Below are 25,616 nucleotides of genomic sequence, written 5' to 3' on the forward strand. Positions count from 1 at the left end.
TGCAATATGTACTTGCGGGTTTTTGCGTGTTTTGGTGTTAAAGAAGATTGTATATTAGTAATTGTCTATATATTTGTAGAATGCTTAAGTTAATTGATTATTAACATTAAATATATTATTAAGAAAATAATAATTAAAATTTGTGCAAAAATTATTGTTTGTTTAACTGAATTTGTGTAATTCTGTAGGGTTATTTTGGAGAAAATTGTGATTTTTTGCGGAAGTGTTTTATCGAACAAATATTTAAAGTTGGCAATAAAATGCAAAAAAATGAAACAAGATTATTACTGTCCGATTTAAAGATGTTACCGGATGTAAATGCAAAACTGTTAAATGTCTAATGCACATCGAACCTCTTGATAAAAACGGATAATCTTAAAAAGCTGTCTAGCCTTACAACAATTCTTATTACTCAAAATCTATTGTATGCATTCACCAAAAATTAAAACTGTCATGGAGTCTTTGGGCTGGTCGAAAACCAGTTTCGGAAAACTCACTGGTCCTGCAAATGGACAAACAGTTCATCCGCCCCATAAACATACCGGGAACCGGCTGAGATTTATTTTATTATCCATTACGATGGCGGGGCTATTACTAATAATCTCCATTGGGCAAAATAATGCCCAGGCGCAGGCGGTAGATACCATCCGGGGTAATGTTTATAGTACCGTTGATGGAACGCCTGTTGTAGGCGCTTCCGTGACTGTTAAGGGGACGACACAGGGCACGCTTACAGACAATGATGGGAATTTTCAGTTGCTGGCTAAACTGCCCGTTATACTATCTGTGACGGATATATCTCATTTACCCCAGGAAATTCCTGTCAATGAAAATAAACTGGTCAGTGTGGGTATGCAAGCCTCAACCACCAGTCTAAATGATGTTGTTGTCGTGGGGTACGGTGAACAACAAAGAGGTCAGGTAACCGGTGCCGTAAGTACAGTGGATGTGACAAAAACTTTCCGTGATCGCCCATTAACGGATCCAATTAAAGGATTGCAAGGGGTAGCACCAGGACTATCCATTAGTTATTCAAATGGGGGATTGACAGCAGGGGCTACTGTACGCATACGCGGTATTGGCTCCCTTGTCGGTTCAGGTAGTCCACTGATCATGGTTGATAATGTAGAAACCGATGACCTGTCGGTACTCAATCCGGATGACATTGAAAGCGTCTCTGTCTTAAAAGATGCCGCTTCAACGGCTATTTATGGTGCTAGAGCGGCTTTTGGTGTTATTTTGATTAAAACCAAATCCGGCCGGATGAACCGGCCCACCCAGGTGACTTATTCTAATAACTTCTACTGGAGCACGCCGACCACTTTACCGGATTTTGCAGATCCGACTAAAGGATTAGCCGGAATTATTAAAGCAGATGAAAGAGCAGGGGTGACACCGGAACTATTCGGGATGGACCTTAACAAGTTAATTGATGGTATCCAGAACTGGAAAGACAAATATGCAGGCAGCCGAAACTCAGATGAAATGGTACTGGGAGAGGATTTTGATATGACCGATAGCACAATCCCTTATTTTTATCGGGTGTGGGATGTGAAAAAAATGATGCTGCGCACACAACCTGGCCAACAACATAATATCAGGGTTTCCGGCGGCAGCGAAAATATCGGTTATTATGTTTCTGCGGGTTATAGTAACGAAGGTGGGATCATGCGGGTGCATCCCGATCAGGTGCAAAAATATAATATCAGTACCGGTGTAACTGCACATGTAACCAAATGGTGGGATTTGAATGTGAAGATGTTGTACCGAAATTTTGAGTATGATTATCCATTTGGTTATTATGGGGCAACACAAAACTATTTTTATTATATGTGGCGTTGGGGGGCCTACTGGCCTTATGGTACCTATCAGGGGAAATATTTTAGAAATATACCTGCTTATCTGAACACAGCGCAGGATAATACAGTGATTGATAATTATAGCAGGGTAGATCTGAGCTCCAATATTAAACTGACAAAGGATTTGAAAATACATGCAGACTATAGTATTGTTCGCGATAATGTGATTCGGCAAAATACCGGTGGGCCGGTCATGGCCTGGAACAGCTGGACATCAGGCACCCCTTTTGAGAATATCTCTTCCTCTGGTTATGATTATACCTCGGCTGAGCAGATGCGTAACAATATAAATGTCTTTAATATTTATGCCACATATGATAAGCATTTGGCAGGGGAGCATCATTTTAAATTGATGGCGGGTATTAACTCTCAAAGTAATAGCAATATTAATTTTTATGCCCAGCGCAAAAGTATTCTGGATCCAACCAAAGGGTATCTGGATCTTGCCTCAGGTGACATGAGTGCTTCGGGCGGAAATGGGCAAAGCGCCTTTGCGGGCTATTTTGGTCGTTTGAACTATGATTATAAGGATAAATACTTACTTGAACTGGATGGTCGTTATGATGGCTCCTCTTCTTTTGCGGCAAAAGATCGCTGGTCTATGTTTGGCTCTGGATCTGTGGGTTACAGAATCAGCAAAGAAAAGTTTATGGACTTTATAAAACCCTTAATTACTGACTGGAAATTCAGGGCCTCTTATGGTGCGATCGGAAATCAGGATTTAGGCGGCAGCAACCGCTATCTTCCTCTGATGAGTGCTGGTGCCGTGGGCTGGGTGGTCAATGGAGTTGAAGCTCAAGGAATTGGCGCGCCAAATGCAGTCGCCAATTCGCTGACCTGGGAGAAGATCACGACCTTGAATTTAGGTACGGATATCAGTATGGCGCATGATAAACTGTCTTTAACTTTTGATTGGTTCCAACGCTCCAATGATGGGATGTTAACTCAAAATGCAGTTGCTAGTACATTTGGAACATCGGCCCCTTGGGTCAATGGAGGAAGCATGCGTACCAGAGGTTGGGAACTAAGTGTGAATGGTAATCTTCCGATAAATAAGGATCTGGCTTTTTACGGCTCCTTAACTTTGACTGATTATAAAACGGTGATTACAAAGTGGGATAATGACTCAAAACTTCTTTCTCAGAATTACACTGGAGAAACCTATGGGGATATTTGGGGTTTTGAAACCGACCGCTATTTTACGGCTGCTGATTTTAACCAGGATGGAAGCTTTGCTTCAGGTGTGCCTGATCAATCTGGCCTAACGAGTGGTAACTTTAAATATGGTCCCGGTGACATCAAATATAAAGATTTGGATGGCAGTGGTGTGATTGATGGAGGCGATTTTTCTGCCAATAATCCAGGTGATTTGAAAGTGATCGGTAATACCCAGCCGCGTTATATGTATAGCTTCAGACTAGGAGGCGTATACAAAAACCTGGATTTTGATTTCTTTTTCCAGGGCGTAGGTAAACAAAGTTATTGGGGGACCGGTGATGTAGCCATGCCAAACTTCAGGGGTGGAGATATCTTATATGCACATCAACTGGATTATTGGACACCGGATAATACAGATGCCAGATATCCTAACCCATATGCAGGTAATGCAAGTGGAAAGATTCCGGGTCTTGCGTCAGGTGGTAATAATTTCTACCCACAAAGCAAATATTTGCTTAATACGGCTTATTTAAGACTGAAAAATGTATCCATCGGTTATACCTTGCCACGCCAGTGGCTCAGCCGTTATAATATTAAATCAGTTAGGCTTTATGTCAGTGGTGAGAATTTATTTACGTTCTCAGATTTAGGCGTGCCTTTGGATCCGGAAGCACTGGATGGTTATAGTGCTTCTACTGGTAGAACTTTCCCTATTCAACGGATGTATTCATTTGGTGCACAAATCAGACTCTAAAATTAACTGACAGAAAAATTTACAATTATGAAATTTACAATCAATAAATATTATTTACTTGGTTTATCGCTCATGGCGGTTACCTTGTTTACAGGGTGCGCCAAGTTTGTGGATAAACCGCCACTGGATAACTTCTCAAATGATGAGTATTGGACCAGTGAGACCAATGTCAGAACCTATAATTGGGGATTTTATGAAATGTTCACCGGTTTTGGGACTGGGACCAATGGTGATTTTTATTTTTCCTGGCTCTCAGATGATCAGGCACCTTCTGGATTTACCAATTTTGTATTAAACGCTCCAGCCAGTGATGGCCGTTGGACCTTTGCCAATATCAGAAAGGCCAATATTATGTTGGAAAACATAGACAAAGTGCCCATGGATGATGAAGCCAAAAATCATTGGAAGGGGGTAGCCCGGTTTTTTAGGGCACTGGCCTATTTTAGATTGGTGAAGGTTTTTGGAGATGTGCCTTGGATCAATAAATCACTGGATATTTCTGAAGATGATATAATTTATAAACCCAGAGATTCCAGGGCGTTGGTTATGGATAGTGTGCTTTCTGATCTGAACTTTGCTTATGCTAATCTTCGCCAAGAGGATCAAGCGAACACGGTGAATAAGGATGTGGCATTGGCCTTAATTTCTCGGGTGGGATTGTACGCAGGTACTTATCGTAAATACCACACCGAGTTAAGTTTGCCAGATGCTGAAAAGTTTTTAACAGCATCTAAAGATGCCAGTACAAAACTGATGACTGCCGGGTATACATTGAATGCAGATTTTAGAACAGTGTATAGTTCATTGGACTTGAGTAAGGATCCTGAATGCATTTTGTACAAGCAATATGAACCAGGGGTACTGACGCATTCAGTAATAGGCTATACCAATAGTAGTACAACAATGGCTGGGTTAAATAAGAATGCCGTAGAATCATTTGTGTGCACAGACGGCTTCCCCATTGGCGTTTCAACGCACTATGAAGGAGATGCTGATCTAGATCATACGCTCGCCAACAGGGATAAGCGCCTTTTGGAAACGATTAGTGATTTTCTCTGTTATAAAACGCATCTTGTTAATGGTTTGAGTGCCTCTACTGGCTATCGGCCTGCAAAATTCTTGCAGCCTGCAGATGAAAACCAGTTGGCGCCTTATAATAGTACTGATGCGCCGATTTTCTGGTTACCTGAAATTCTGGACAACTATGCAGAGGCCTGTGCTGAACTAGATGATATGGGAAAATATACCATCACTCAAGCCGATCTGGATAAATCAGTGAATAAGTTAAGAGCAAGATCTGGTGTACCAGCACTGCAAGTAGTAGGCCATCAGGGAACCGCTATTGGAGGCGTCGCTTTTACGGATCCCGATAAAGACAGCGATGTGCCATCGCTGATCTGGGAAATTCGTAGGGAAAGAAGAGTAGAGCTTATGATGTGTGGATTCAGGTTTTATGATCTGATGCGCTGGAAAAAAGGTGAAAAACTAGACAATACAAAAATCCAGATATCTTCCTGGGGGCTAAAGTGCCTCCTGCCGATAAATTGGATCTAAACAGTGATGGCTATATTGAACCTTATGGTGGAACCAGTAACCGGACCTTCGCTAATAAAAACTATTTGTCTCCCGTACCTACTGGTCAGATTGCCTTATATCCAAAAGATATCCAGGATGGCATGCAAAATCCTGATTGGTAAGGGCATTGGTTTGTATTGATTTGATCAAAGTACAATAGTTTAATATAGGATATTATAACAGTACAGCCTCTCTTTGCTACATTTATAGAATTTGGCAAAGAGAGGCTGTACTGTTTAAAGGGAGCTTAAGTTGGAGGCGGGCAAATTTGACTACAGCATTTTATTAAGGTGCTTCTTAGAAAGGATGTACGTGAATGTTGACAGGGGATGAAAGGTATAGGGCTATCAATAGTCTGGCCATTTATGGCTTTACAGGTTCATTCTGGTAGAAATTAAGGTGGCAAAAGAGATTTCTATCGTATCTTTCGACCAGCGCTATTTGTTCTATTTTTTTTGAGCTATGCGATGGAGTGACTCAATTCTTTGTAGTGGAAATGGTGATTAAGGCAATGATCAAACCATTGGGCGCTATTATTTAGTATTACAATTATTATAATATTACAAAATGTTATTGAATAAACAAATATGGATAGCCGTTGTTTCTGTAATGACAATTAGCGTTATGGCTGCATGCGCTAGGAACAGTGAGCAGAAACAGTCGAGTTCGAACGACTTGTCCAGCTCCTCTTCCTCTAAAGAAAACAGGGAGGAAACCGGACTGGCCAGTGCAGATAACCGAAAAGCTATCATCGCGGAGCTGGGTAAAAATTACCAAAAATCCGCCAATGGGCAATACAGAAAGCGCATTGCCACCATAGCACCATTTAAAATTCAGTTAGTTAATGGACAGGAATTTACCTATAAGGATCTTGAACATGATAAACCGGTAATATTGGTCTATTTCTCACCGGATTGCCAGGAGTGTCAACAATTTACCAAATCATTGGTTAAAAGAATTGCCGATTTTAAAGACCGGCAATTGCTATTTGTTACCTACCAGCCACTTGACAAAGTGACTGCCTTTTATAATGAAAATGGGCTGCGAAAATATCCACAGCTTAAGATGGGAACTGAAGGATACAGTTTTACTGTTCAGAAATATTATAAGGTGGAGCATTTTCCTTTTGTGGCCAGCTATGATAAAACGGGGCATTTGGTCCAGGTATACGTTAATAATACACAGCCTGAAAAGTTAGCAGCTGAAATCTGAAAATTTGGTTCCGGCAAATATCTTCACTAAAAAAGATTGTCCAATAATTGTCTGCAACTCCATAAAAATATCAAGGGCTATTGTAGAGCAAATCGATCACCCAAACTCAGTGCCCCACAATACTAATAATAATTTATCGCATTTATTTAAGGGGTCATCCTAATAAAAAATCGGGGTTTTAGCCCCGATTTTTTATTTTAAAACTTTATTTTAAGACGGAATGAATATCTATCAAGACAACTGCTTTTTTTTATTATTGTCCAGCAGCATTTTGTTTTAACACGCCACCAGAACGATCGATCTGTTGTTGTGGTATGGGGAATATTTCATCCTTCTTTTCAAAAGTAATGGTCTTTGAAGCAGATACATATTCCTTTTCAAAGTTCTGATAACTTTCTATAACTGTTTTGGCGATACCCCATCTTACCAGATCATAGAAACGATGACCTTCCAATGCCAGTTCCAGTCTTCTTTCCGTCTCAATAGCCTGCATGGCATATTCTTTACTTGCAAAGGAAGGATAAGGCTTAATGGTATAGACTGCAGCTGGCTTGCCATCTATTTTCTTTCCAGGTAATAAAGCAGCTCTGCTTCTGACATCATTAACCCTGGCCAACGCATAAGCCAAGTCATTCGTCTGTGCAGCACACTCTGCAGCCATCAGGTATACATCCGCCAGACGAATGATATTAACATTCAGTCCGGTGATTTCCTCTGTTCCAGGGACAGTGTTGCCTGCAAAATCTGCTTTGTTGATCATCTGCTTTTTAGAAAGGAACGGGCCGGCAAAGGCAACTTCCCTGATCCAGTCATCACCTGGAAAAATACCCCAATCTTTAAAGGGGACCCCTCTTCTGGCTACCGTATAATCCAGCCTAGGATCAAAATGCAAACTTTGGTCAACTTGATAATGCCTCTTTTGTGCAGTATCTAACCCCAAATCTGATACATATGGATTTTTTCGATAATCGCTTGGGTCTAAAATTGGCAGCCCATTGGCATCAACTTTATAGGCATTCACCAAATCCAATGAAGGTTGAAAAAAGCCGCAACAGCTGACAGGAGCTGAACCGTAGAATCCGGAGAGCATATCACCGACATTTCCATTATCACCGGAACCATCAGGGTTGATGATTTGTTGTGCTGCAAAGATACTTCCAGGGCCGTTTTCCTTATTGATATCAAAGTTGTCAGTAAATGGAATGGAGATCAGTGCTGGTTTTTTGGAAATCACGTCCTTAAACAAAGGCAAAGCCTGGTCATATTTCTTTTCATACAAATAGAGCTTACCAAGGTATGATTCAGCAGCATATTTATCTACTCTACCTGCCTCATTATTTGGCTTTTCATAAGTAAGATTTTCCACTGCGAACTTAAGGTCTTCCTCGATCTTGGGAGTGATATCCACATCATTGGCTACTTTCGCCGCATCAGCTGTTTTAGTGATGGATTCGTCAATATATGGAATCTCATTACCGAATACACGGGTCATGAAGAAATAATAATGAGCGCGTAAAAACTTGGCCTGAGCCTCGATTGAGGTAGCTTCTTCATCAGTGAATTTATCACTTACATCAGATGCCTGCAGTTGCGCCAGCATTTTTAAAGTAAAATTACAACGGATCACCCCTTCATAGTAATTATTCCACATGGTGGGCAAATTATCATTACTTGGTAACACTTTATGCAATTCAATGTCATTCATTGGCGATTGGTCTGCATTACTACTGCCTTTGTGTGCATCATCAGAGGCCACTTCACCGAAGAGCCACTGGCTTGGCGCACTGGAGTAATTGCCCCATGTCCCATTAATATTACCGTTGACTAGGCCGTATGCCGCAATTAATGCATTATTCACCGCTTTGGTCGTTGGTAACTGCTCATCCGTAATTTGCGCCTTTGGCGACGTTTCTAAAAAACCCTTGCCGCAGGAAAACAGCGCAAACATCAGGCAAAGTGGAATGATTATTTGTTTTATCTTTTTCATAATTAATTCAAGTTTAATGTTAATTCAATGAAGCTTAAAATGTTACATTCATACCAAAGATGAATTGACGGGATGCTGGATAAACTCCCAGATCAACGCCAGGTGCTGAGAAAGTGCTGGAGAACTGACTAACCTCAGGATCCAGACCTGAATAGCCTGTAAGTGTAAACAGGTTTGTCGCACTGACATATACTCTAAGGTTGCTGATTTCATTGTTTTTAAACCATTTTTCTGTAGGGAAGGTATATCCTAACTGAATATTTTTCATTCTAAAATAACTACCATCCTGGATATAGTAACTATTTGATTGTAGCTCCATTGCAGATGGATTTCTGTAAGGAGATGGGACATGGCTACCAGTATTGGTTGGGCTCCAGGCATCTAACAGTCGGGTGCTGACCGCACCGTCGAAGGCACTGAAGTCTGTGTAATATCTGGTGGCATCAAAAATGTCATTCCCTTGGGAGGCGTTAAAAAACATAGAAAGATCAAAGCGCTTGTAATTGGCATTAAAACTCAGAGAATAAATAAAGTCAGGATGCGGATTGCCAATGATGGTACGGTCATCTGCATCAATAATGCCGTCACCATTAATGTCAGCGTATTTCTGACCTCCAACACGGGCGCCATCGTAGGAAGGTGTATTGGAAATATCTTCGGCACTCTGATAAATACCTGTCACTTTATAGCCGTAAAATGCACCGAATACTTCACCAGCTCTCAGAATGGAGGTATTGATACTTCTGAACGTGCCATAGATTTGTTCTGAAACAGAAGGTGCCAGAGATACTAATTTATTGATATTCTTTGAGATGTTGAAACCTAGGTCAAACTTGAATTCGTCCTTTCTCGCATTTTGATGAAAGTGATAATTTAATGCTAATTCTACCCCTTTGTTGGTCATGGTGCCGATGTTTACATAAGGAGAGGAGCCACCACCGACAGCTTGTGAAGGCAGGGGGACGGGGTAAAGCATATCTGTTGTCTTTCTGTTATAGAAATCCAGTGATCCGTCAAAGCTATGATCTAAAATCGTGAAATCCAGCCCCGCATTCCAGGATTTTAGGGCTTCCCATTTGACATCTGGATTATCATAACTACTGGTCCAGATACCGCTACTCAGATCTTTACCACCAATAGGGTATGAGGAGGTATTTTGGGATGCCTGATATCGACGCAAATACTGGAAGGAAGGGATACTCTGGTTACCAGTCGCACCATAACCGACACGCAATTTTAAGTCATTGATCCAATCAGCGCTTTTCATGAAATCTTCATCGGAAACTCTCCAGGCTATGCTTGCGGCCGGGAAATTACCATAGCGGTTGTTGGGACCAAAGTTGGACGAGCCATCCCGGCGGATTGTGGCACTTAACAGGTATTTATCTGCGTAATCGTAGTCTACGCGACCAAATAAAGAGAAAAGAGAGGATTCATAGCCGCTACTTCCACTGGATTTATTGGTGCTGGCCGCATCCAGATAATAGTAGTTGATATCGCCGAAAATAAAGAAATTATTACCAGTACCTGATAAAACCCTGCCTGAGTTCTGGACGGCTTCCGAACCGGCTAGTATGGACAGGTCATGTTTTTGTGCAAAAGTGTGTTTATAGGTTATCGTATTGGTCCAGGTCCATTCAGAGGCATAACCCTGGGTCTCGTTCAGTGGGTTATTGGTGTAATTCCCTTCAGAGAATTCCGGGTTGGGATAACCAATACTGATGGAATTGTAATTGTCATATCGCAGACCGTAAGTTGTTTTGAGGTTTAAACCATCGATAATTTTCAGGTCAGCATAGGCACTTCCAAAGAACTGGTTATCGGTATTGATATTGTCTTTGGCGCGGTAAAGTACCGCCAAGGGGTTTTCGGCATTACCTAGCATACTGCCTTTGGTGCCGGCAAAATTTCCTTTTATATCATAGACCGGCACAATGGTCTGCATACGGTAGGCCCAGCCAATAGGAGAGCCTTCTCCCTGGTAACTTCCGGCTACATTCGTGTTGGTCGCAAACCCATTGAACTTCATTCTGGAATATTGTATGTTTTCTCCAATAGTCAGGTGATCATTCAGGGTTTTGAATGTAGAGTTTGCACGAATCTGTGCTCTTTCAAATCCAGTGTATTTGACCGTGCCATCTTGTTTGAAATAACCACCGCTGATCGCATAGGTCGCATTTTCACCTCCGCCCAGGATACTCATTTCATGGCTCTGCATAGGCGCATTGTGGGTGATTTCCTTGAACCAATTGGTGCCTTGCTGATTGGCTTTAGTAATCTGGTAGAAAGTAGACGCATCCTGCGTATAGCGATAAAGGGATGGGTCTACCATATCTGGTGTAATCTCCTGTCCAAATGTGCCACCAGCTCTCAAATATTCGGGGAGTGTAGGCTGATCGCCTGTGCCATAATTGTCGCCAACTGATTTACTATCAATGACACCACCCGCGTTTTTGACGGAAGTAAATAAATACTCGGCATACTGCAGTGGGTTTAAGTAATCAGGGAAGGTCCCTTTATTGGGCGATTGCACGCCATAATAGGAAGAAATTGAAATTCTGGGTGCGCCCATCCGGCCTTTTTTGGTCGTAATAATAACAACACCATTATTGGCTCTGGATCCATATATAGACGCAGCAGAGGCGTCTTTTAGCACCTGCATGCTTTCAATATCCTCGGCACTAAGCCAGCTTAGTTTACCAGTATATGGCATTCCGTCAATAATAAATAGAGGGTCATTGTTATTAATGGTACTGAAACCTCTGATCCGGATCTGTGGGGTAGATCCGGGAGATCCATCATTAATGATCTGTACACCGGCTGCCTTACCTTGCATGGCTTCAACCGGGCTGGCGGCAGGCTGGTCCTTGACCTCTTTCATATCCACCACTGCGACCGATCCGGTCAAGTCTTTTTTCTGCATCGTGCCATAGCCGACGACGATCACGTCACTTAAATCTGAATTTGAAGGAGTAAGCTGCATATTAATGACCGCTTCGCTACCAACGTTAGCAGTGGCCTTTTTAAAGCCAACTGAAGAAAATTGCAGCACATCACCGACGGATGCATTAATGGTATATTGTCCATTTTCGTCTGTGGTGGTGCCTAGATTTTTGCCTTGGATTTGGACCGAAGCATTAGGGAGTGGCGCTCCTTTTTCTGATGTTACTTTTCCTGTAACGGTTTTAACCTGCGCATCAGCCTGGAGGCAAATGGCAAAAGAAAACGTCAGCAGAAATAGTAACATTGCAGGAAGGTTAAATCTTTTCATACATTAGGGGAATTTTAAAGTGTATTGATTTTTAATGCAATTGCTCATCTAAGATATGTTAAATTATACTGTTGATGAAAATTAAATTTAACAAGATTGTGTAAAAATTATTTAACAGAAATTTTCAAAATGATTAAATATGGCTAAAAAAAAGATAATATTTAACTATAATATGTTTTCTGTGAGCTCCTGTATAGTTAAATTTAACAAATAAATCGGGAACGATTACAGTAAATCATATGTCTGACATGATTGTTTAATTATTGCCCAATTTGCAAAGCAGATTTGTGGAAAAAAAATTTTCGCTTCCACTATTTCTTTAGCTGATTCTATGAAAAATTAAAAATACAGATACATCTTTTATGATTTCCTCTATATTATAAGTTTGCCAGCATCAGGCTATGATTATTTTATTCGAAGGATTTTATTAAATAGAAACCAGCTCTTGAAAATCCAATAAATGCTCCATGTTAAAAGGGGGGATGTTTCCGAATCACAAATAAAAAAAATAGAAAATGGCTTTCATAAAATAGCCAGACAATTTGCCTCTATTCAACTTTTTTAATGTTGCAATATAACTTGTAGTAGGTTATTAATTACCGGTTTTTCAATCTGCTATATCCCGAATTAATGGCCGGTTATTTGTGGTATCCCTGTGTTCATAAGTTAGCTTAAATGCTAAGAGGTCTGGTTTATATGTTCGCTTACGTTTTAGTTCATACTGATAAACGGCTTGGCCTAAAGTTGTCATAAACGGGAACCCAACAGTTTCATAATCATATTTATTGTCATTAATCACGCCATCCTCATTAACGTATAGGGTACAACTGAGCATGAACTCTACATGGTGTTTAAAATCTGCGATATAAGAAACGTTGGTTAGGAACCCATAAGACCAACCTGGTTTATTAAATGCCCGAATATAGCGGGGAAGCTTATGGCCGGCATTTCTGAAAAAGAACTTTGTGAAGCTGTCAAAAATTTACTGGTGTCGTATTTAGGGTAATTTGTCTCGCCAGGGTATTGACTCATGTATTGAAGCAAAAATTTCCGGTCAGCTGCACTCAAGTTAAAACGTTTTTTAGGGTTTACGGCCTGTGGGAATAATACTGCTTTTAGCATATTGGTTAGATCTTCAAGACTGGTCCGGTTGCCTTTTGTAAAATCATAAGGACCTGTAATTAAACTGTCCTTGCTGTCCATATGCGCTTTGCCAATTAATATTTGCTTGCCATAATGGAAGCTATCTGTGCTGTAGGCGGCAGGTTGTTTGTATTGTATAGCCTCGTTTTGGGGATCTAAAAACCGGATTTGGTTGGTGTGGCGGTTTTGATCTTCATTCATAGGATAGAACCTTCTGTCAATTCTTGTATGTGTATAACCCTTTTTTTGAAGTTGCGTATTAATATACCCCTGTCCTAAAAACTCGTATAACCTGTTATAGGCGTCATTGTCACTGACCAGAAAGATTCTTTTGATATAGGCTGCAATGGAAGGCTGACCTGACATAGAGGTTGTGTCCCTATGAATGATTTGTTGGCTCTTATAACTACTATCTGTCAGCATATAGCTGTCTTTGCTAACGCCATAAGGCTTCAGTTGGTGGAGCTTTTGCAAGCTTAAAAAACTAATAGGCATTTTTACTGTGGAAGCAGGGTTAAAATAACCATCAGGTGAACAGTGATAAGTAAAGGTCGTAAAATGTGGTTGATTGTTTTTGTCTCGATTTATTTGTGTATATAGGATCTGTAAACGGTATTTTTGAGGATGGTGATATACTTTTTGAAAAATGCTATCCTGAATGCCTCTAGTAATCTGGTTCAGTAATTGAGCCCTGTTTTCCTGGCTAAAGAGGCTATTTAGCGGCATAAATGCAAATGTCAGGCCTATTAAAAGCCAAAGACCCGATGCATGCTTTTTGGGACCTATGCCTTTTAGTAATGTTTGTTGATAACGACTTACGATCATTTATGAAAGTTAGGTAGAATTTGTATTATTGCCAATAAATTCGATCATTTAGATTAGGGTCGTTATTTAATGATTATGACTGTATTTGTAATGAGGGCTTAAGCAGATTTTAAGCAGGAATAATTGAGGGCAATATCATCCAAATTTAGTAGCTTTAGGAATCCAAATTTTAAATGTGAGATCAGGAATCGGGTAGAGACGTTAATGCTTAAAACAGTGCGTTGACAAGTTAATATATGGTGGATAATTAGAATTAGTTTGGACAGGCTGACGATATCATTTGATTATGAATCCTCATTTTAAAATCTTTAAATTTTTTTGTTGTGCAATCATCTTTTGTACTAAGATCCCTATCGGTTAAAGGCGAATTTTTAGCTTTTTTAAAAGGGCAATCATGCAGGCTGACTATTCTAATTTTGGCCATATTTATTATGGGGAGCCTACGCGCCCAAATTCAGACACGGGGCACCCGGCTTAAAACAGACAAGCATTTGCAGTCTGCTTTAACAGCTTTATTGCGAGGGTTTCATGGAACGGCAGGCGTGTATGTGGAGAACTTAAAAACAGGTAGCGTCGCGGCAGTCAATGCTGATACGATATTCCCGACGGCTAGTATCATTAAAGTGCCGATCTTAATTGGGATATTTAATAAAATTAAGACTGGGGACTTATCCTACAACCAAACTTTGATTTATGATACTTCCAGGACTCGTGGTGGTTCAGGACTGATGCAGTTTTTTAAAGACAGTAGTAAAACCAGCCTCGATGTATTAATTTCTCTTATGATCAGTTATAGCGATAATGTAGCAGCATTATGGTGTCAACAGCTGGCTGGAGGTGGTGTCCAGATCAATCAATTGCTAGAAAATATGGGCTTTAAAGATACCAGGGTCAATTCAAGAACGCCGGGCAGAGAAAAAGCGTATAGCAATTATGGCTGGGGACAGACCACACCTAGAGAAATGGCGACTATTCTTAAACTGATTCGGGAACAAAAGGCCGTTGATGCAGCAAGTAGTGATTGCATGTATCGCCAGATGAGCCATATTTTTTATGATGGATATGCTCTATCCCAGATTCCGCCGTACATACAAACTGCTTCTAAACAGGGAATGGTTAATGACTCCAGATCAGAGCTGGTGATGGTAAATGCGCCGCACGGAGATTATGTTTTTTATATTGCGACTAAAAATAATAAAGACCAACGCTGGGAGAAAGATGCCGAACCATGGGAGCTTGCCAGACAGGTGTCTGCGTTACTCTGGCATTATTTTGAACCAAAAGATAAATGGCGACCTGCAAAAACGGCATTAAAGCTGGTGCCCTAATGCCGTTGAATATGTTTTTTGAAGAGGTGTTTATTTGATTTCCAGGCGGCTGCGTTCCTGCAGTTTGCCATTTTTATATATCTCGTAGGGATACCAACCTGTATGCATGAAACTGCTTTTACTTAAAATTAGTTCACTGTGGTCAAATCTTGGAATCTTAAACAAAACGGAAGTGCCATTCCTTTTATAAATAGTCATAGAATACTGATCCAAATCACGCTGGGGGAATTTTAAAACAATATAACTATCCGCATTCAGGTATAAGAATTTAGAGACAGGCCGTAATTCTGTGGTCGTGCTGGCAATGGCGGCTACAGCATTGTATTTGACATACTGAATTGTACTGTCATTGACAAAATAAAGGCTATCGCTGGTGAAATTAACAACAGAGTCTTTTAAATGGTAAAGCTGGTTATAGGCCAGTTTTCGGGGATGGTCTCCTGTGATCGTAATGGCTTTACTGCTGTTTAACTGGCTAAGCAAATTGTCTGTTACAAAGCCCGTTGCGATTCTTTTGGCCTTGGTAAAATAATAGCTGCCATTTTTCATCATATAATACAGCCTGTAATAATCAGCACCCGGAACTGGTTTGCTATCCGTATAGGCATTAGTGGCCAAACTGAGGTTGTCTACAGAGTGAATGGTGCGAAATCCTCTGACACTGTCAGTGGACCTTTGGATATTCAGGACGGTCAGATTGGCTCCAAAATTATTTTTCCAGGACAGAATGGTGTGATTTTTCGGGCCTTTTATAATACTAAAATCTGGCAGTGCGGGTTGCGCCCAAAGCGCTACAGACACACAACATAATAAAATCAGTAAAACATATTTTTTTTGAATCATGATAGTACTTTCTGGCCGGAAGAACGTATAAGTAAACGGTCAGCCGGTTTTTTCGGTAAAATTGGGACAAATGTAATGCAAAATATGCTCCATTTATTGCCAATTGGTTGTTAGTTTTAATAGCAAAGCGTGCCGGCTGGTAGAGATTGATTGCCTTGCAATCCGCCAGTATGCAAAAACAGCACCTTGCTATCAGTGGGTAAATCCGTTATTTGCAGGTAGTCATTTAATCCATAAAAGGCCTTGGCAGTATATACAAAGTCTAACGGAAGCTTAACACTTTGGTAGGTTTGATTCATAAATGTGATTAAATCAGCCGTCTTTTTGGCGTAACCGCCAAAAGTGTAATCTGGCAGTAATTGAAAATCTTTTTCCATTTGTTGATCATTCAGTAGGACCTTTATTTCTTGCATAATACTATCTTGATTGTTGAGTACCGGAATGCCAATAATTTTCTGGTAGGGGAGTGCTCCTTGGATCAGACCTGCCATCGTAGTGCCAGTGCCAACAGCGGTCACCAGGTGTGTATAATCCCAAACTGGAATACCTTTAAGCATATCCCGGATCCCGTCAGCACCCAGTTTTCCATAACCTCCCTCAGGAATCCAGTAATAGGCATTTTGAGGGTCTATATTGATTTGTAAACTGGCTTTGTCCTTATAATCTGTTCTGGAAACAAAAAGCAACTCCATACCATAAGCCAGCGCATTTTGTAAGGTATGGGAAAGCAAAGCAGGCTTTTCGCCTCGGATGATGCCTACAGATTTTAACTTATACATTTGGGCAGCATAAGCGGTGGCCACGATATGATTGGAGTAGGCGCCCCCAAAAGTGGCCAATGTTTTTTTCCCAGCTTGCTGCGCCTGCTGTAAATAACCAGATAGTTTAAACCATTTATTGCCGCTAACGACCGTATGTATTTTGTCCATCCGTAAAACGTCCACAGGCCGCCCAAGTGGGCTGTCGCCTTGCCTGAATAAGGGTTGAATGGGAATTACGGAAAACATTGTAAAAATAAATTGGAGTTAAAACGATAATATTTTAGTTTCGCCAAAGTTTAAACAAATTATCCAATTATGAAACAACCTACGCTGGTAATTTTAGCGGCGGGTATGGCAAGCCGTTACGGAAGTCTTAAACAAATCCAATCATTTGGTCCTTCCGGAGAAACAATCATTGAATATTCTATCTATGATGCAATCCGCGCCGGGTTCAAAAAAGTAATATTTATTATTAGAAAAGATTTTGTCCAGGAATTCAAAGAGATATTTGAACCCAAATTAAAGGGCAGAATTGAAATCGATTATGTTTTCCAGGAATTAAGTGCTTTTACAGAGGGCTTTGATATTCCCCAGGAAAGAACCAAGCCTTTTGGTACGGCACAAGCTATTCTTTGCTGTAAGGGTAAAATTGACGGTCCTTTTGCTGTCATTAATGCGGACGATTTTTACGGTGCCGATGCTTTCCAGAAAGCTTACAGCTTCCTGGATGCCAAAGTAGCTGATAATGTATACGGCTCAATTGCTTATAAGCTTAAAAACACCCTGAGTGACAACGGTTCTGTTTCCAGAGGCGAAATTATTACCAATAATGAAGGTCAGATGACCGGCATTGAAGAAAGACTGAAAATATATAAAAAGGACGATAAAGTCGTTTACGAGGATGGAGACAATTTTATAGAAATGGATCCAGATACCTTCGTCTCGATGAACTTTTTCTGTTTTGCACCTTCCTTTATAGAACTTTGTGATTCAGAATTTAAGCCATTCTTGGAAAGGAATATCACTGATATCAAGAGCGAATTTTTGATGCCTAAGGTAGCTGATACCTTTATTAAGGAGAAAAATGGCATAATTGATGTGATTCCGACTGATGCTAAATGGTTTGGTGTAACCTATAAAGAGGATGCACCTGTTGTAAAAAAAGAATTAGACCAACTTTTAGCAAATGGAGCATATCCTGATAATCTGTGGGCGTAAGCTTTAATTCTGTGGACCAACGCCATAAAACAGCATTTTAAAGTCAGTCAAGCGGTAACAAATTATAAAATATTAGCAAATGTTTTATAAAACATGTATTACCTTTATATTCAAATTTAAAAATAAGTAGTATATGGTAACCAAAAAATACAAGATCCTTCTTTGTGAGGATGACCAAAATTTGGGAATGGTTTTAAAGAACTACCTGGAACTCAATGATTATGAAGTGGTCCTGGAACGCGATGGCCGGTTGGGTCTGGCAGCCTTCCAAAGAGAAGGTGCTGATATTTGCTTACTGGACGTAATGATGCCTCATATGGATGGATTTACGTTGGCTGAGGAAATTCGCGATATTAACCCAGATGTGCCATTATTCTTCTTGAGTGCCAAAACCATGAAAGAAGATATCATTCAGGGGTATAAATTAGGTGCGGACGATTATATCACCAAACCATTCGACAGTGAAGTATTATTGTTGAAAATCAAGGCCATCCTGAAACGCAATGAAGAAGTCAATAAAGAGAATGAATATGTTGAATTTGATTTAGGCGGGTTCCATTTTAATCCGCGTCTACGTCAGTTGATTCATGGGGATGAAACCCATACGCTTTCTCCAAAAGAAAATGAACTGTTGAAAATGCTCGCTGAGCATAAAAATGATCTTCTGCCAAGAGAAAAAGCGCTGAAGAAAATTTGGGGTAGCGATACCTATTTCAATGGTCGTAGTATGGATGTGTATATCGCCAAACTCCGTAAATATCTCAAAGAAGACGATCAGATTGAAATTGTCAACATTCATGGCAATGGTTTCCGTCTGGTAGCGCCTTAATAGGAAAAAGACTTAGATCATGATGTCATTTGATGATGACTGTAATATCCTGGAGGCTAAATGATTTAATCTTGAACCTTTTGGTATTAAGGTAATCAGATAATACATCTGGAATTTTTAGGTAATTAATAATAAGCAAAGAGCTGAACCTTTTTTTGGATCAGCTCTTTGTTGTTTTTAGTAACTATTTGATTAATGCAAGCCAAATGGGCATTAGGCTGGGTAATTCCCGTTCAAATGCAGATAATTTGCACTAATTGATTAAAAGCTAAGGGTGGCTAACCTAGATGTCACTGAACATCTAGGTTAGCCACCCTTAGTTATATAAATCATCTACAGTATTAAAAACAAGGCTTTGTATACTGCTTGATTATATGTGTCTATGCTTAATTATTTTCCGTGTTTACGGCTCATATAAAAGGTTAGTTTGCCCCCATTTGTAATATCTGTTTGGCTGATGGTTTTGCCCTCAAGCTTTTTACCGTTTAATTCTACTTTATTGACATAGACATTTTCCGGAGACTGATCCACAGCTTCTATCGTAAAGGTTTTACCGTTTTCCAGTTGAATACTGGCTGACTTTACGAGTGGACTTCCCAGATTATATAAGTCACTACCAGGCGCCACTGGATAAAAACCCAGTGAACTGAAGATATACCAGGCGCTCATTTGACCGGTATCGTCATTGCCGCCTAATCCGTCCGGCCCATTATGGTACTGAGATTTTAAGATCATCCGGACAGTACTTTGGGTTTTCCAGGGCTGTGAGGTCCAGTTATACAGATAAGCTATATGGTGAGAAGGCTCGTTGCCATGAACGTAATTGCCTATCAGCCCGTCTCTTGTAATATCTTCTGTGTGCGCAAAGTATTTATCGGGCAAATAAGTGGTAAACAGGGCATCCAGTCTTTTAATAAAGGCTTTATCACCGCCTAGCAAACTAATCAGCCCTTTAGGATCATGGGGGACATATAAGGTGTAATTCCAGGCATTGCCTTCAATAAAGCCTTCGCCTGAGGTTTCCAGGGGATCGAATTTTTTACGGAATTCCCCTGCTTTATTTTTGGGCCGCATATAACCTATAGAGGGATCATACACATTTTTATAATTCATGGCTCTTTTGGCAAATTGCTGGTAAATTTGCTGATTTCCAAGCTTTTTTGCCATCTGGGCAATACACCAGTCATCATAGGCATATTCCAAGGTGGTAGAAACGGAAGTGCCACTCATGGAATCTGGAATATATCCATATTTTTCATAGGCAGGAATATTGTCGTAGAGCGGATTGGTAGCGGTGGTAACCGCTGCCGTTAATGCTTTTTGTGCATCAAAACCACCAATATTTTTGGCTACTGCATCAGCGAGTACTGACACGGCGTGATAACCCGTCATACACCAGCCCTCATTGCCATAGGTTGACCAGACGGGCAACATATGGACAATGCTCTGATCAAAATGCTTCAGCATTGACTTTACCATATCTCCAGCTCTTTTGGGTTGCAGGATGGTAAATAAAGGATGCAGCGCACGGTGAGTGTCCCATAGAGAAAAAGTGGTATAATTCGTAAATTGGTCTTTTTTAGCATTATGTACCTGCTGGTCCAGGCCTTTATAGCGCCCGTCCTGATCCATATAAATGGTTGGATTGATAAAGCTGTGGTACATGGCCGTATAAAAATTCACCTTATCAGAATCACTCATCGTCTGAATTTTTACTTTTTCCAGTTGTTTTTCCCAGGCTAGTTGACCCGCCTTTTTTAACTGGTCAAAATCCCAGCCAGGTGCCTCTGCCTGCATATTGGCGAGTGCACCAGCGTAACTAACCGGAGAAAGCGCCATTTTGAGCTCAATTTTCTCGCCACTTGTCGTATTAAAATTAAAATAGGCGCGGATATCATGTCCCTGGATCAAGGGGAAGTTTTTGGACATATTAAATCTTCTCCAAAAGCCGATATAAGGTTCGGTGGTAGAGTAGTTTTTATATCCGTAGCTTTTAAAAGGCTTGGAGAATTGCAGCGCAAAATATTCTGTTCTGTTTTTGGCCCAACCGTTGGTCTGGCGGTAGCCGACCACGGTGGAGTCATTTAGAACACGCACATAGGTCCAGATGTCCTTGCCGGGATAATTATAAATATTGTACATCATATCCAAAATGATATGGGCACTATCTGAAGCTGGGAAAGTATATTGATGGATGCCTACCCTGGTGGTAGTGGTAAGTTCAGCCTTAATACCGTAATCCTGCAGGTCTACACGGTAATAATTGGCGCTTGCCTCCTCACTTTGATGAGAGAACCTGGAGCGGAAACCATGATCCGGATCGGTGGCGGTACCTGGGTTTAAGCGAAGCTTACCTGTTGTTGGCATGATCAGAAAATCCCCGAGATCTGAGTGTCCTGTTCCATTAAAATGGGTATGCGCAAATCCGACGATGGTATGGTCATCATATTGGTAACCGGCACAGTATTTATAGACATCAGGCTGATATTTACCATCGACACTGTAGGGAATGGTGTCTGTTTCCGGGCTTAGCTGTACGGAGCCAAAAGGTACGGTTGCTCCAGGAAAAGTATGGCCCATGCGCTCGGTTCCTATAATAGGTTTTACGTACCTAACCAGCGGTAGCTGCGTGGTGGTTTGCCCCATAACGGATCCCATAGTGACCCAAAGCAGTCCTAATAGTATACCTGAACTTTTATTCATTGTTTCTTAGTTTATTACTTTATTGCTTGTTTTAATGTTTGCATCTATTGAGCGCTGACCAGGAGGTTTTTGGCCACTTCACTACTGATCATTACAGCGGTACGATTGCCTATGCGGATAACCATGGAGTGGTCGAATTCATGAATTTCCTTGATTTCTATCTTATCATTGATGGTTATTTTGATTTTATCTAAATATTGCAGAAAAGCCGTCGTATGGTTGGCAACCCCAATGAGCTTATAAGTGGTTCCCGGTTCTTCCACACTGACCAGGGGGAATGCCTGCGATTGTGGCAATTGACCGTTTTTGTCGGGTATTGGATCGCCATGAGGGTCAAATTTAGGAAAGCCAAGCAGCTTATCCAGTTGGCGAATGAGCTTGTCAGACTGGATGTGCTCCAACTGTTCGGCGATTTCATGGACTTCATCCCAATTAAATGATAGCTTATTGACCAAAAATGTTTCCCAAAGACGGTGTTTGCGGATGACCTTTAGTGCCAGGGATTCTCCCTGGGAGGTCAAGGCTGCTCCATCTATTCGGTTATAATCAATCAGATTCTTTTCATTGAGCTTTTTAAGCATTTCTGTGACAGTGGCCGGATTAATATGCAATTTTTCTGCAATAGAAAGATTGGCAATCTTCCCCTTGTTTTGCTTAGACAGGCTATAAATGGTCTTTAAATAGTTCTCTTCAGTAAAGGAAATGGCTTGTTCCATAATAATAAAATTGAGTGCACGTTTAATACTGGTAAAGTTATCTTTAACTTTTGGGCAAACCTAATGATCATTAATGAAAGTTTGCCTGCCTGGCACACCTATTTTTAAGGTGTTATACAGATTTACGTATCAGTCATTATTTATGCATTCTAACCTGGGTGATGTTTACTTTTTAAAATTACGGATCAGCAAGTCTGGAAAATCATTATTTAGCCTGCGGCCACTTTACCATACTGCTGTACTGTCTTTGGGGCTGTTTTTGCTGACCACAATGGGCAGTCAGGCGCAGCCTTCTCTTCATCCTGTGCAAGATAGCATACATTTGCAAATCCAAAAGCTGGACAGTGCCACGTTAGATGTTCATTTAAAATTTATTACCAGTTTTCCTACAATTGATTCCTGTAAACACTATTTATCAACACTGCCTAAGGTATTAGCCGACCAGGGATATTTGGGTGCTTCTGTGGATTCTGTATGGCAACAAGGGGGCATTTGGTGAAGGCCAGTCTCTATCTGGGACCGGTTTATAAATGGTTGAAGCTGGATGTTTCCGATGAACAAAGACAAATATTGGCTGACAGACGTATTTATCCTGCTGATTTACAGGGAACTGTCATGAAAAAAGATGGGATACGGCCAATTACTGAAGCGTTGGTGGCGTATTATTTAGACCAGGGTTATCCTTTTGTAAGTGCTCGCTTGGATAGTGTCCGCTTTGAACAAGTGCAGGGCAAAACGGGACAAATGGGCGTTTACGGCAAAGTATGGGTAGAAAAAGGCCTGCGCTATACCATTGATACGGTTCTTATTAAAGGAAATGCCCAAATTAAACCTTCCTTTTTAAGTCAATATCTGAATATACATCCTGGAGAACCCTTTGATCAGTCCAAAATCGCAGCTGCGGATCGATTGCTTCAAAACCTGCCCTATGTAAAATGGAAGGGGCCTACACAAATTAATATGGGGATTTCTGGGGCTACGGTAAATGTGCTGCTGGATAAACAACCCACCAATCAGATCGATGCGTTGATAGGTTTTATGCCGGCAGGCAGCGAGACGGGCGGAAAATTGCAGGTGACCGGGCAAGTTCAGCTACTGCTTAGAAACGCCTTTGGCAGCGGGGAAACCCTGAATGTTAATTGGGAACAGCTGCAACCCCAGTCGCCGCGGATTGCGCTGGCATTTCAGCGGCCGTTTATCCTGCATTCTCCCTTTGGGATTGATCTTAGCTTTAATCTTTATAAAAAGGACTCTGGTTACGTAAATGTCGCAGCGAATCTAGGAACTACTTATCAGTTCACTCCCCTGCAAAAGGGGAAGGTTTTCATAAATCTAGCCTCTTCCAGGCTACTGGATGTGGATACACTATCCATTATTGCCGAAAAGCAGTTACCTGAAATAATGGATGTACATTCCGTAAATATTGGCCTGGGGTATCAATTAAATACAACAGATTACCAGCTAAATCCTCGTAAAGGCAGTGAACTGGATCTTGAAGCCATCATTGGCAATAAAAAAGTGAAGAAAAATAATACGATTACCTCCATTACACCAACAGATGGTTTTGACTATGGAAGCCTATATGATACGGTACCACTTAGCAGTTATCAGGTCAGGCTCAGTCTGGCTGCAGCCAAATATTTGCCGGTTGGCAAATTTGGTGTCGTAAAACTGGGTGTGAATGCTGGACTATATCAAAGTCCACATATATTTGTAAATGAGATGTTTATGATTGGCGGCCATGCCATTTTAAGAGGATTTGATGAGCAAAGTATCTATGCAACGACTTATGGTATAGGGACGCTTGAATATCGCTATTTGATTGGGCAGAACTCCTATTTCTTTGGATTCTCTGATTTTGGATATGCTGGCTACCATAATCACGTACGAAGTACTGATAATGGTTACCTTAGTTTTGGCTTGGGGATGGCCTTTGAAACCCGGGCAGGTATTTTTAATTTTAGTCTGGCCACCGGTAAAGGCGGTGGAAATCAGTTTGGGCTCAGTCAGGCAAAGGTCCATATTGGTTATGTAACTTTGTTTTAGCCGTTAATTACCGTCCATAAACTTACAATCCGCAGACATAATCACTAGGTGATTTTGCCTACGGACTGTTATATGAAAGAAACTAATTTGTTCGGTGCTCTTAAGCAACTGCTTTTTTTACCAGATCGGCTGCTTCACTGAGTAAAATGGCAGACTCAACTTTCAGACCGCTTTCATCAATAAGTTTTTTGGCTTCTTCTGCATTGGTTCCCTGTAATCTTACGATAATTGGAATGTCAATATTGCCAAGTTTATTAAATGCTTCGATGACGCCTGCTGCCACACGGTCACAACGTACGATACCACCGAAAATATTGATCAGAATTGCTTTTACGTTCGGATCTTTTAAGATGATACGGAAGCCGGCTTCAACGGTTTGAGCATTGGCTGTACCACCTACGTCCAGGAAGTTAGCAGGTTCTCCACCACTGAGTTTGATCATATCCATTGTTGCCATGGCCAGACCAGCGCCATTGACCATACAGCCAACATTGCCATCCAGTTTTACAAAGTTTAGATTGTATTGACCAGCCTCTACTTCTGTAGGATCTTCCTCTGTTACATCTCTCAGCGCTTCAATATCCGGATGACGCATCAGGGCATTTTCGTCGATATTCAGTTTACAGTCTACTGCAATGATTTTATCATCGGATGTTTTAAATAATGGATTGATTTCCAGCATGGAAGCGTCTGTGCCAATGTAGGCGTTATACAGATTGGTTACAAATTTTACGCAATTTTTAAAAGCGATGCCAGAGAGACCAAGGTTAAACGCAATTTGACGTGCCTGGTAAGGCATCAATCCGCCACCTGGGTATACCCATTCTTTAAAAATCTTTTCTGGCGTTTTTTCAGCTACTTCTTCGATATCCATACCACCTTCAGTGCTGTACATGATGACATTCTGTCCTTTAGAGCGATCCAAAAGGATAGAAAGATAGAATTCAGCTACAGGATGTTCACCTTCATAGTAGGCGTCTTTAGCAATAAATATTTTATTGACTTTTTTACCTTCTGGGCCTGTTTGTTTGGTGACAAGTACGCCACCTAAGATATTACGGGCAACGGCTGCTGCTTCTTCTGCACTTTTAACTACTTGAACACCATGTTGTTCTGTTCCCTGAATCAGTCCTTTCCCTCGGCCACCAGCGTGGATTTGAGCCTTGATAACGGCGAACTTACTATTGGTTTCTGATTTTATCTGACGATAAGCTTCCTCGGCGGACATCACTGAATCAGCGGAAATGCCATCCTGAACAGGTACATTATATTTTTTTAATAACTCTTTTGCCTGGTATTCATGCAAATTCATAAGACTAAATTTAAGATTTTTAGTTGCACGAAGATAAGTCAACTCGACCAATGTGCAAAGGTGGATTTGTACCCAT

The 25,616-nt window shown here is 40.9% G+C and carries 18 protein-coding genes; 9 read left to right on the top strand and 9 right to left on the bottom strand.

Annotated elements, in window-relative coordinates; translation table 11 throughout:
- Positions 1-426: 426 nt before the first annotated feature.
- The 4 genes from FSB73_RS14565 (at position 427) to FSB73_RS14575 (ending at position 6,558) form a co-directional block, all read left to right on the top strand.
- Positions 427-3,771 carry a SusC/RagA family TonB-linked outer membrane protein gene (locus FSB73_RS14565; protein WP_146783663.1) on the top strand — a complete coding sequence of 1,115 codons (3,345 nt, stop codon included), beginning with the start codon at positions 427-429 and terminating at the stop codon, positions 3,769-3,771.
- Positions 3,772-3,798: 27 nt separating this feature from the next.
- On the top strand, positions 3,799-5,325 hold the full coding sequence (locus tag FSB73_RS14570) for a RagB/SusD family nutrient uptake outer membrane protein (protein WP_146783666.1): 1,527 nt from the start codon (positions 3,799-3,801) through the stop codon (positions 5,323-5,325).
- Positions 5,316-5,468 carry a hypothetical protein gene (locus FSB73_RS23330; protein WP_158639566.1) on the top strand — a complete coding sequence of 51 codons (153 nt, stop codon included), beginning with the start codon at positions 5,316-5,318 and terminating at the stop codon, positions 5,466-5,468. Before FSB73_RS14570 ends, FSB73_RS23330 begins: the two co-directional genes overlap by 10 nt.
- Positions 5,469-5,913: 445 nt before the next feature.
- Positions 5,914-6,558 (top strand): peroxiredoxin family protein, encoded by a 645-nt coding sequence (locus FSB73_RS14575; protein WP_146783669.1) that lies wholly within the window; start codon positions 5,914-5,916, stop codon positions 6,556-6,558.
- Positions 6,559-6,811: 253 nt separating this feature from the next.
- Here the strand turns inward: FSB73_RS14575 and FSB73_RS14580 are convergent, their stop codons facing one another.
- The 4 genes from FSB73_RS14580 to FSB73_RS14590 form a co-directional block, all read right to left on the bottom strand.
- A complete protein-coding gene (locus FSB73_RS14580; protein WP_146783672.1) occupies positions 6,812-8,545 on the bottom strand; it encodes a RagB/SusD family nutrient uptake outer membrane protein in 1,734 nt (577 codons plus the stop codon).
- A gap of 34 nt (positions 8,546-8,579) precedes the next feature.
- Positions 8,580-11,816, bottom strand: coding sequence for a SusC/RagA family TonB-linked outer membrane protein (locus FSB73_RS14585; protein ID WP_146783675.1), 3,237 nt, complete (start codon positions 11,814-11,816; stop codon positions 8,580-8,582).
- Positions 11,817-12,423: 607 nt separating this feature from the next.
- On the bottom strand, positions 12,424-12,651 hold the full coding sequence (locus tag FSB73_RS25165; RefSeq protein WP_225974039.1) for a hypothetical protein: 228 nt from the start codon (positions 12,649-12,651) through the stop codon (positions 12,424-12,426).
- A gap of 44 nt (positions 12,652-12,695) precedes the next feature.
- Positions 12,696-13,784 carry a serine hydrolase gene (locus FSB73_RS14590; RefSeq protein ID WP_225974040.1) on the bottom strand — a complete coding sequence of 363 codons (1,089 nt, stop codon included), beginning with the start codon at positions 13,782-13,784 and terminating at the stop codon, positions 12,696-12,698.
- A 431-nt stretch (positions 13,785-14,215) separates the two neighbouring features.
- On the opposite strand from FSB73_RS14590, the gene FSB73_RS14595 reads away from it, so the two are divergent.
- Positions 14,216-15,112 carry a serine hydrolase gene (locus FSB73_RS14595; protein ID WP_146783678.1) on the top strand — a complete coding sequence of 299 codons (897 nt, stop codon included), beginning with the start codon at positions 14,216-14,218 and terminating at the stop codon, positions 15,110-15,112.
- A 30-nt stretch (positions 15,113-15,142) separates the two neighbouring features.
- On the opposite strand, the gene FSB73_RS14600 is transcribed toward FSB73_RS14595, so the two are convergent.
- Both FSB73_RS14600 and FSB73_RS14605 read right to left on the bottom strand, forming a co-directional pair.
- Positions 15,143-15,955 (bottom strand): hypothetical protein, encoded by an 813-nt coding sequence (locus FSB73_RS14600; protein WP_146783681.1) that lies wholly within the window; start codon positions 15,953-15,955, stop codon positions 15,143-15,145.
- 116 nt (positions 15,956-16,071) lie between these two features.
- Complete coding sequence (locus FSB73_RS14605; protein WP_146783684.1) at positions 16,072-16,962, bottom strand: 1-aminocyclopropane-1-carboxylate deaminase/D-cysteine desulfhydrase; 891 nt, start codon at positions 16,960-16,962, stop codon at positions 16,072-16,074.
- 69 nt (positions 16,963-17,031) lie between these two features.
- Between FSB73_RS14605 and FSB73_RS14610 the strand changes: the two genes are divergently transcribed.
- Both FSB73_RS14610 and FSB73_RS14615 read left to right on the top strand, forming a co-directional pair.
- On the top strand, positions 17,032-17,934 hold the full coding sequence (locus tag FSB73_RS14610) for a nucleotidyltransferase family protein (protein ID WP_146783687.1): 903 nt from the start codon (positions 17,032-17,034) through the stop codon (positions 17,932-17,934).
- 133 nt (positions 17,935-18,067) lie between these two features.
- A complete protein-coding gene (locus FSB73_RS14615; RefSeq protein ID WP_091401534.1) occupies positions 18,068-18,763 on the top strand; it encodes a response regulator transcription factor in 696 nt (231 codons plus the stop codon).
- A 390-nt stretch (positions 18,764-19,153) separates the two neighbouring features.
- Here FSB73_RS14615 and FSB73_RS14620 read toward each other — a convergent pair whose 3' ends face one another.
- Both FSB73_RS14620 and FSB73_RS14625 read right to left on the bottom strand, forming a co-directional pair.
- Positions 19,154-21,466, bottom strand: a complete 2,313-nt coding sequence (locus tag FSB73_RS14620; protein WP_146783691.1) for a GH92 family glycosyl hydrolase — start codon at positions 21,464-21,466, stop codon at positions 19,154-19,156.
- Positions 21,467-21,510: 44 nt separating this feature from the next.
- On the bottom strand, positions 21,511-22,182 hold the full coding sequence (locus FSB73_RS14625; RefSeq protein WP_192904061.1) for a metal-dependent transcriptional regulator: 672 nt from the start codon (positions 22,180-22,182) through the stop codon (positions 21,511-21,513).
- Positions 22,183-22,255: 73 nt separating this feature from the next.
- Between FSB73_RS14625 and FSB73_RS14630 the strand changes: the two genes are divergently transcribed.
- Both FSB73_RS14630 and FSB73_RS14635 read left to right on the top strand, forming a co-directional pair.
- On the top strand, positions 22,256-22,681 hold the full coding sequence (locus FSB73_RS14630; RefSeq protein WP_146783694.1) for a hypothetical protein: 426 nt from the start codon (positions 22,256-22,258) through the stop codon (positions 22,679-22,681).
- Positions 22,657-24,228: a BamA/TamA family outer membrane protein gene (locus FSB73_RS14635; RefSeq protein ID WP_146783699.1), complete on the top strand. Its 1,572-nt coding sequence runs from the start codon at positions 22,657-22,659 to the stop codon at positions 24,226-24,228. Before FSB73_RS14630 ends, FSB73_RS14635 begins: the two co-directional genes overlap by 25 nt.
- Before the next feature lie 100 nt (positions 24,229-24,328).
- On the opposite strand, the gene sucC is transcribed toward FSB73_RS14635, so the two are convergent.
- The gene (gene sucC / locus FSB73_RS14640) at positions 24,329-25,540 is read right to left on the bottom strand and encodes an ADP-forming succinate--CoA ligase subunit beta (protein WP_146783702.1); all 1,212 of its coding nucleotides are present in this window, start codon (positions 25,538-25,540) and stop codon (positions 24,329-24,331) included.
- Between the last annotated feature and the right edge of the window lie 76 nt (positions 25,541-25,616).

Origin of the sequence: Arachidicoccus ginsenosidivorans, assembly GCF_007971385.1 — a bacterium.
GTDB classification, from domain to species: Bacteria; Bacteroidota; Bacteroidia; order Chitinophagales; family Chitinophagaceae; genus Arachidicoccus; species Arachidicoccus ginsenosidivorans.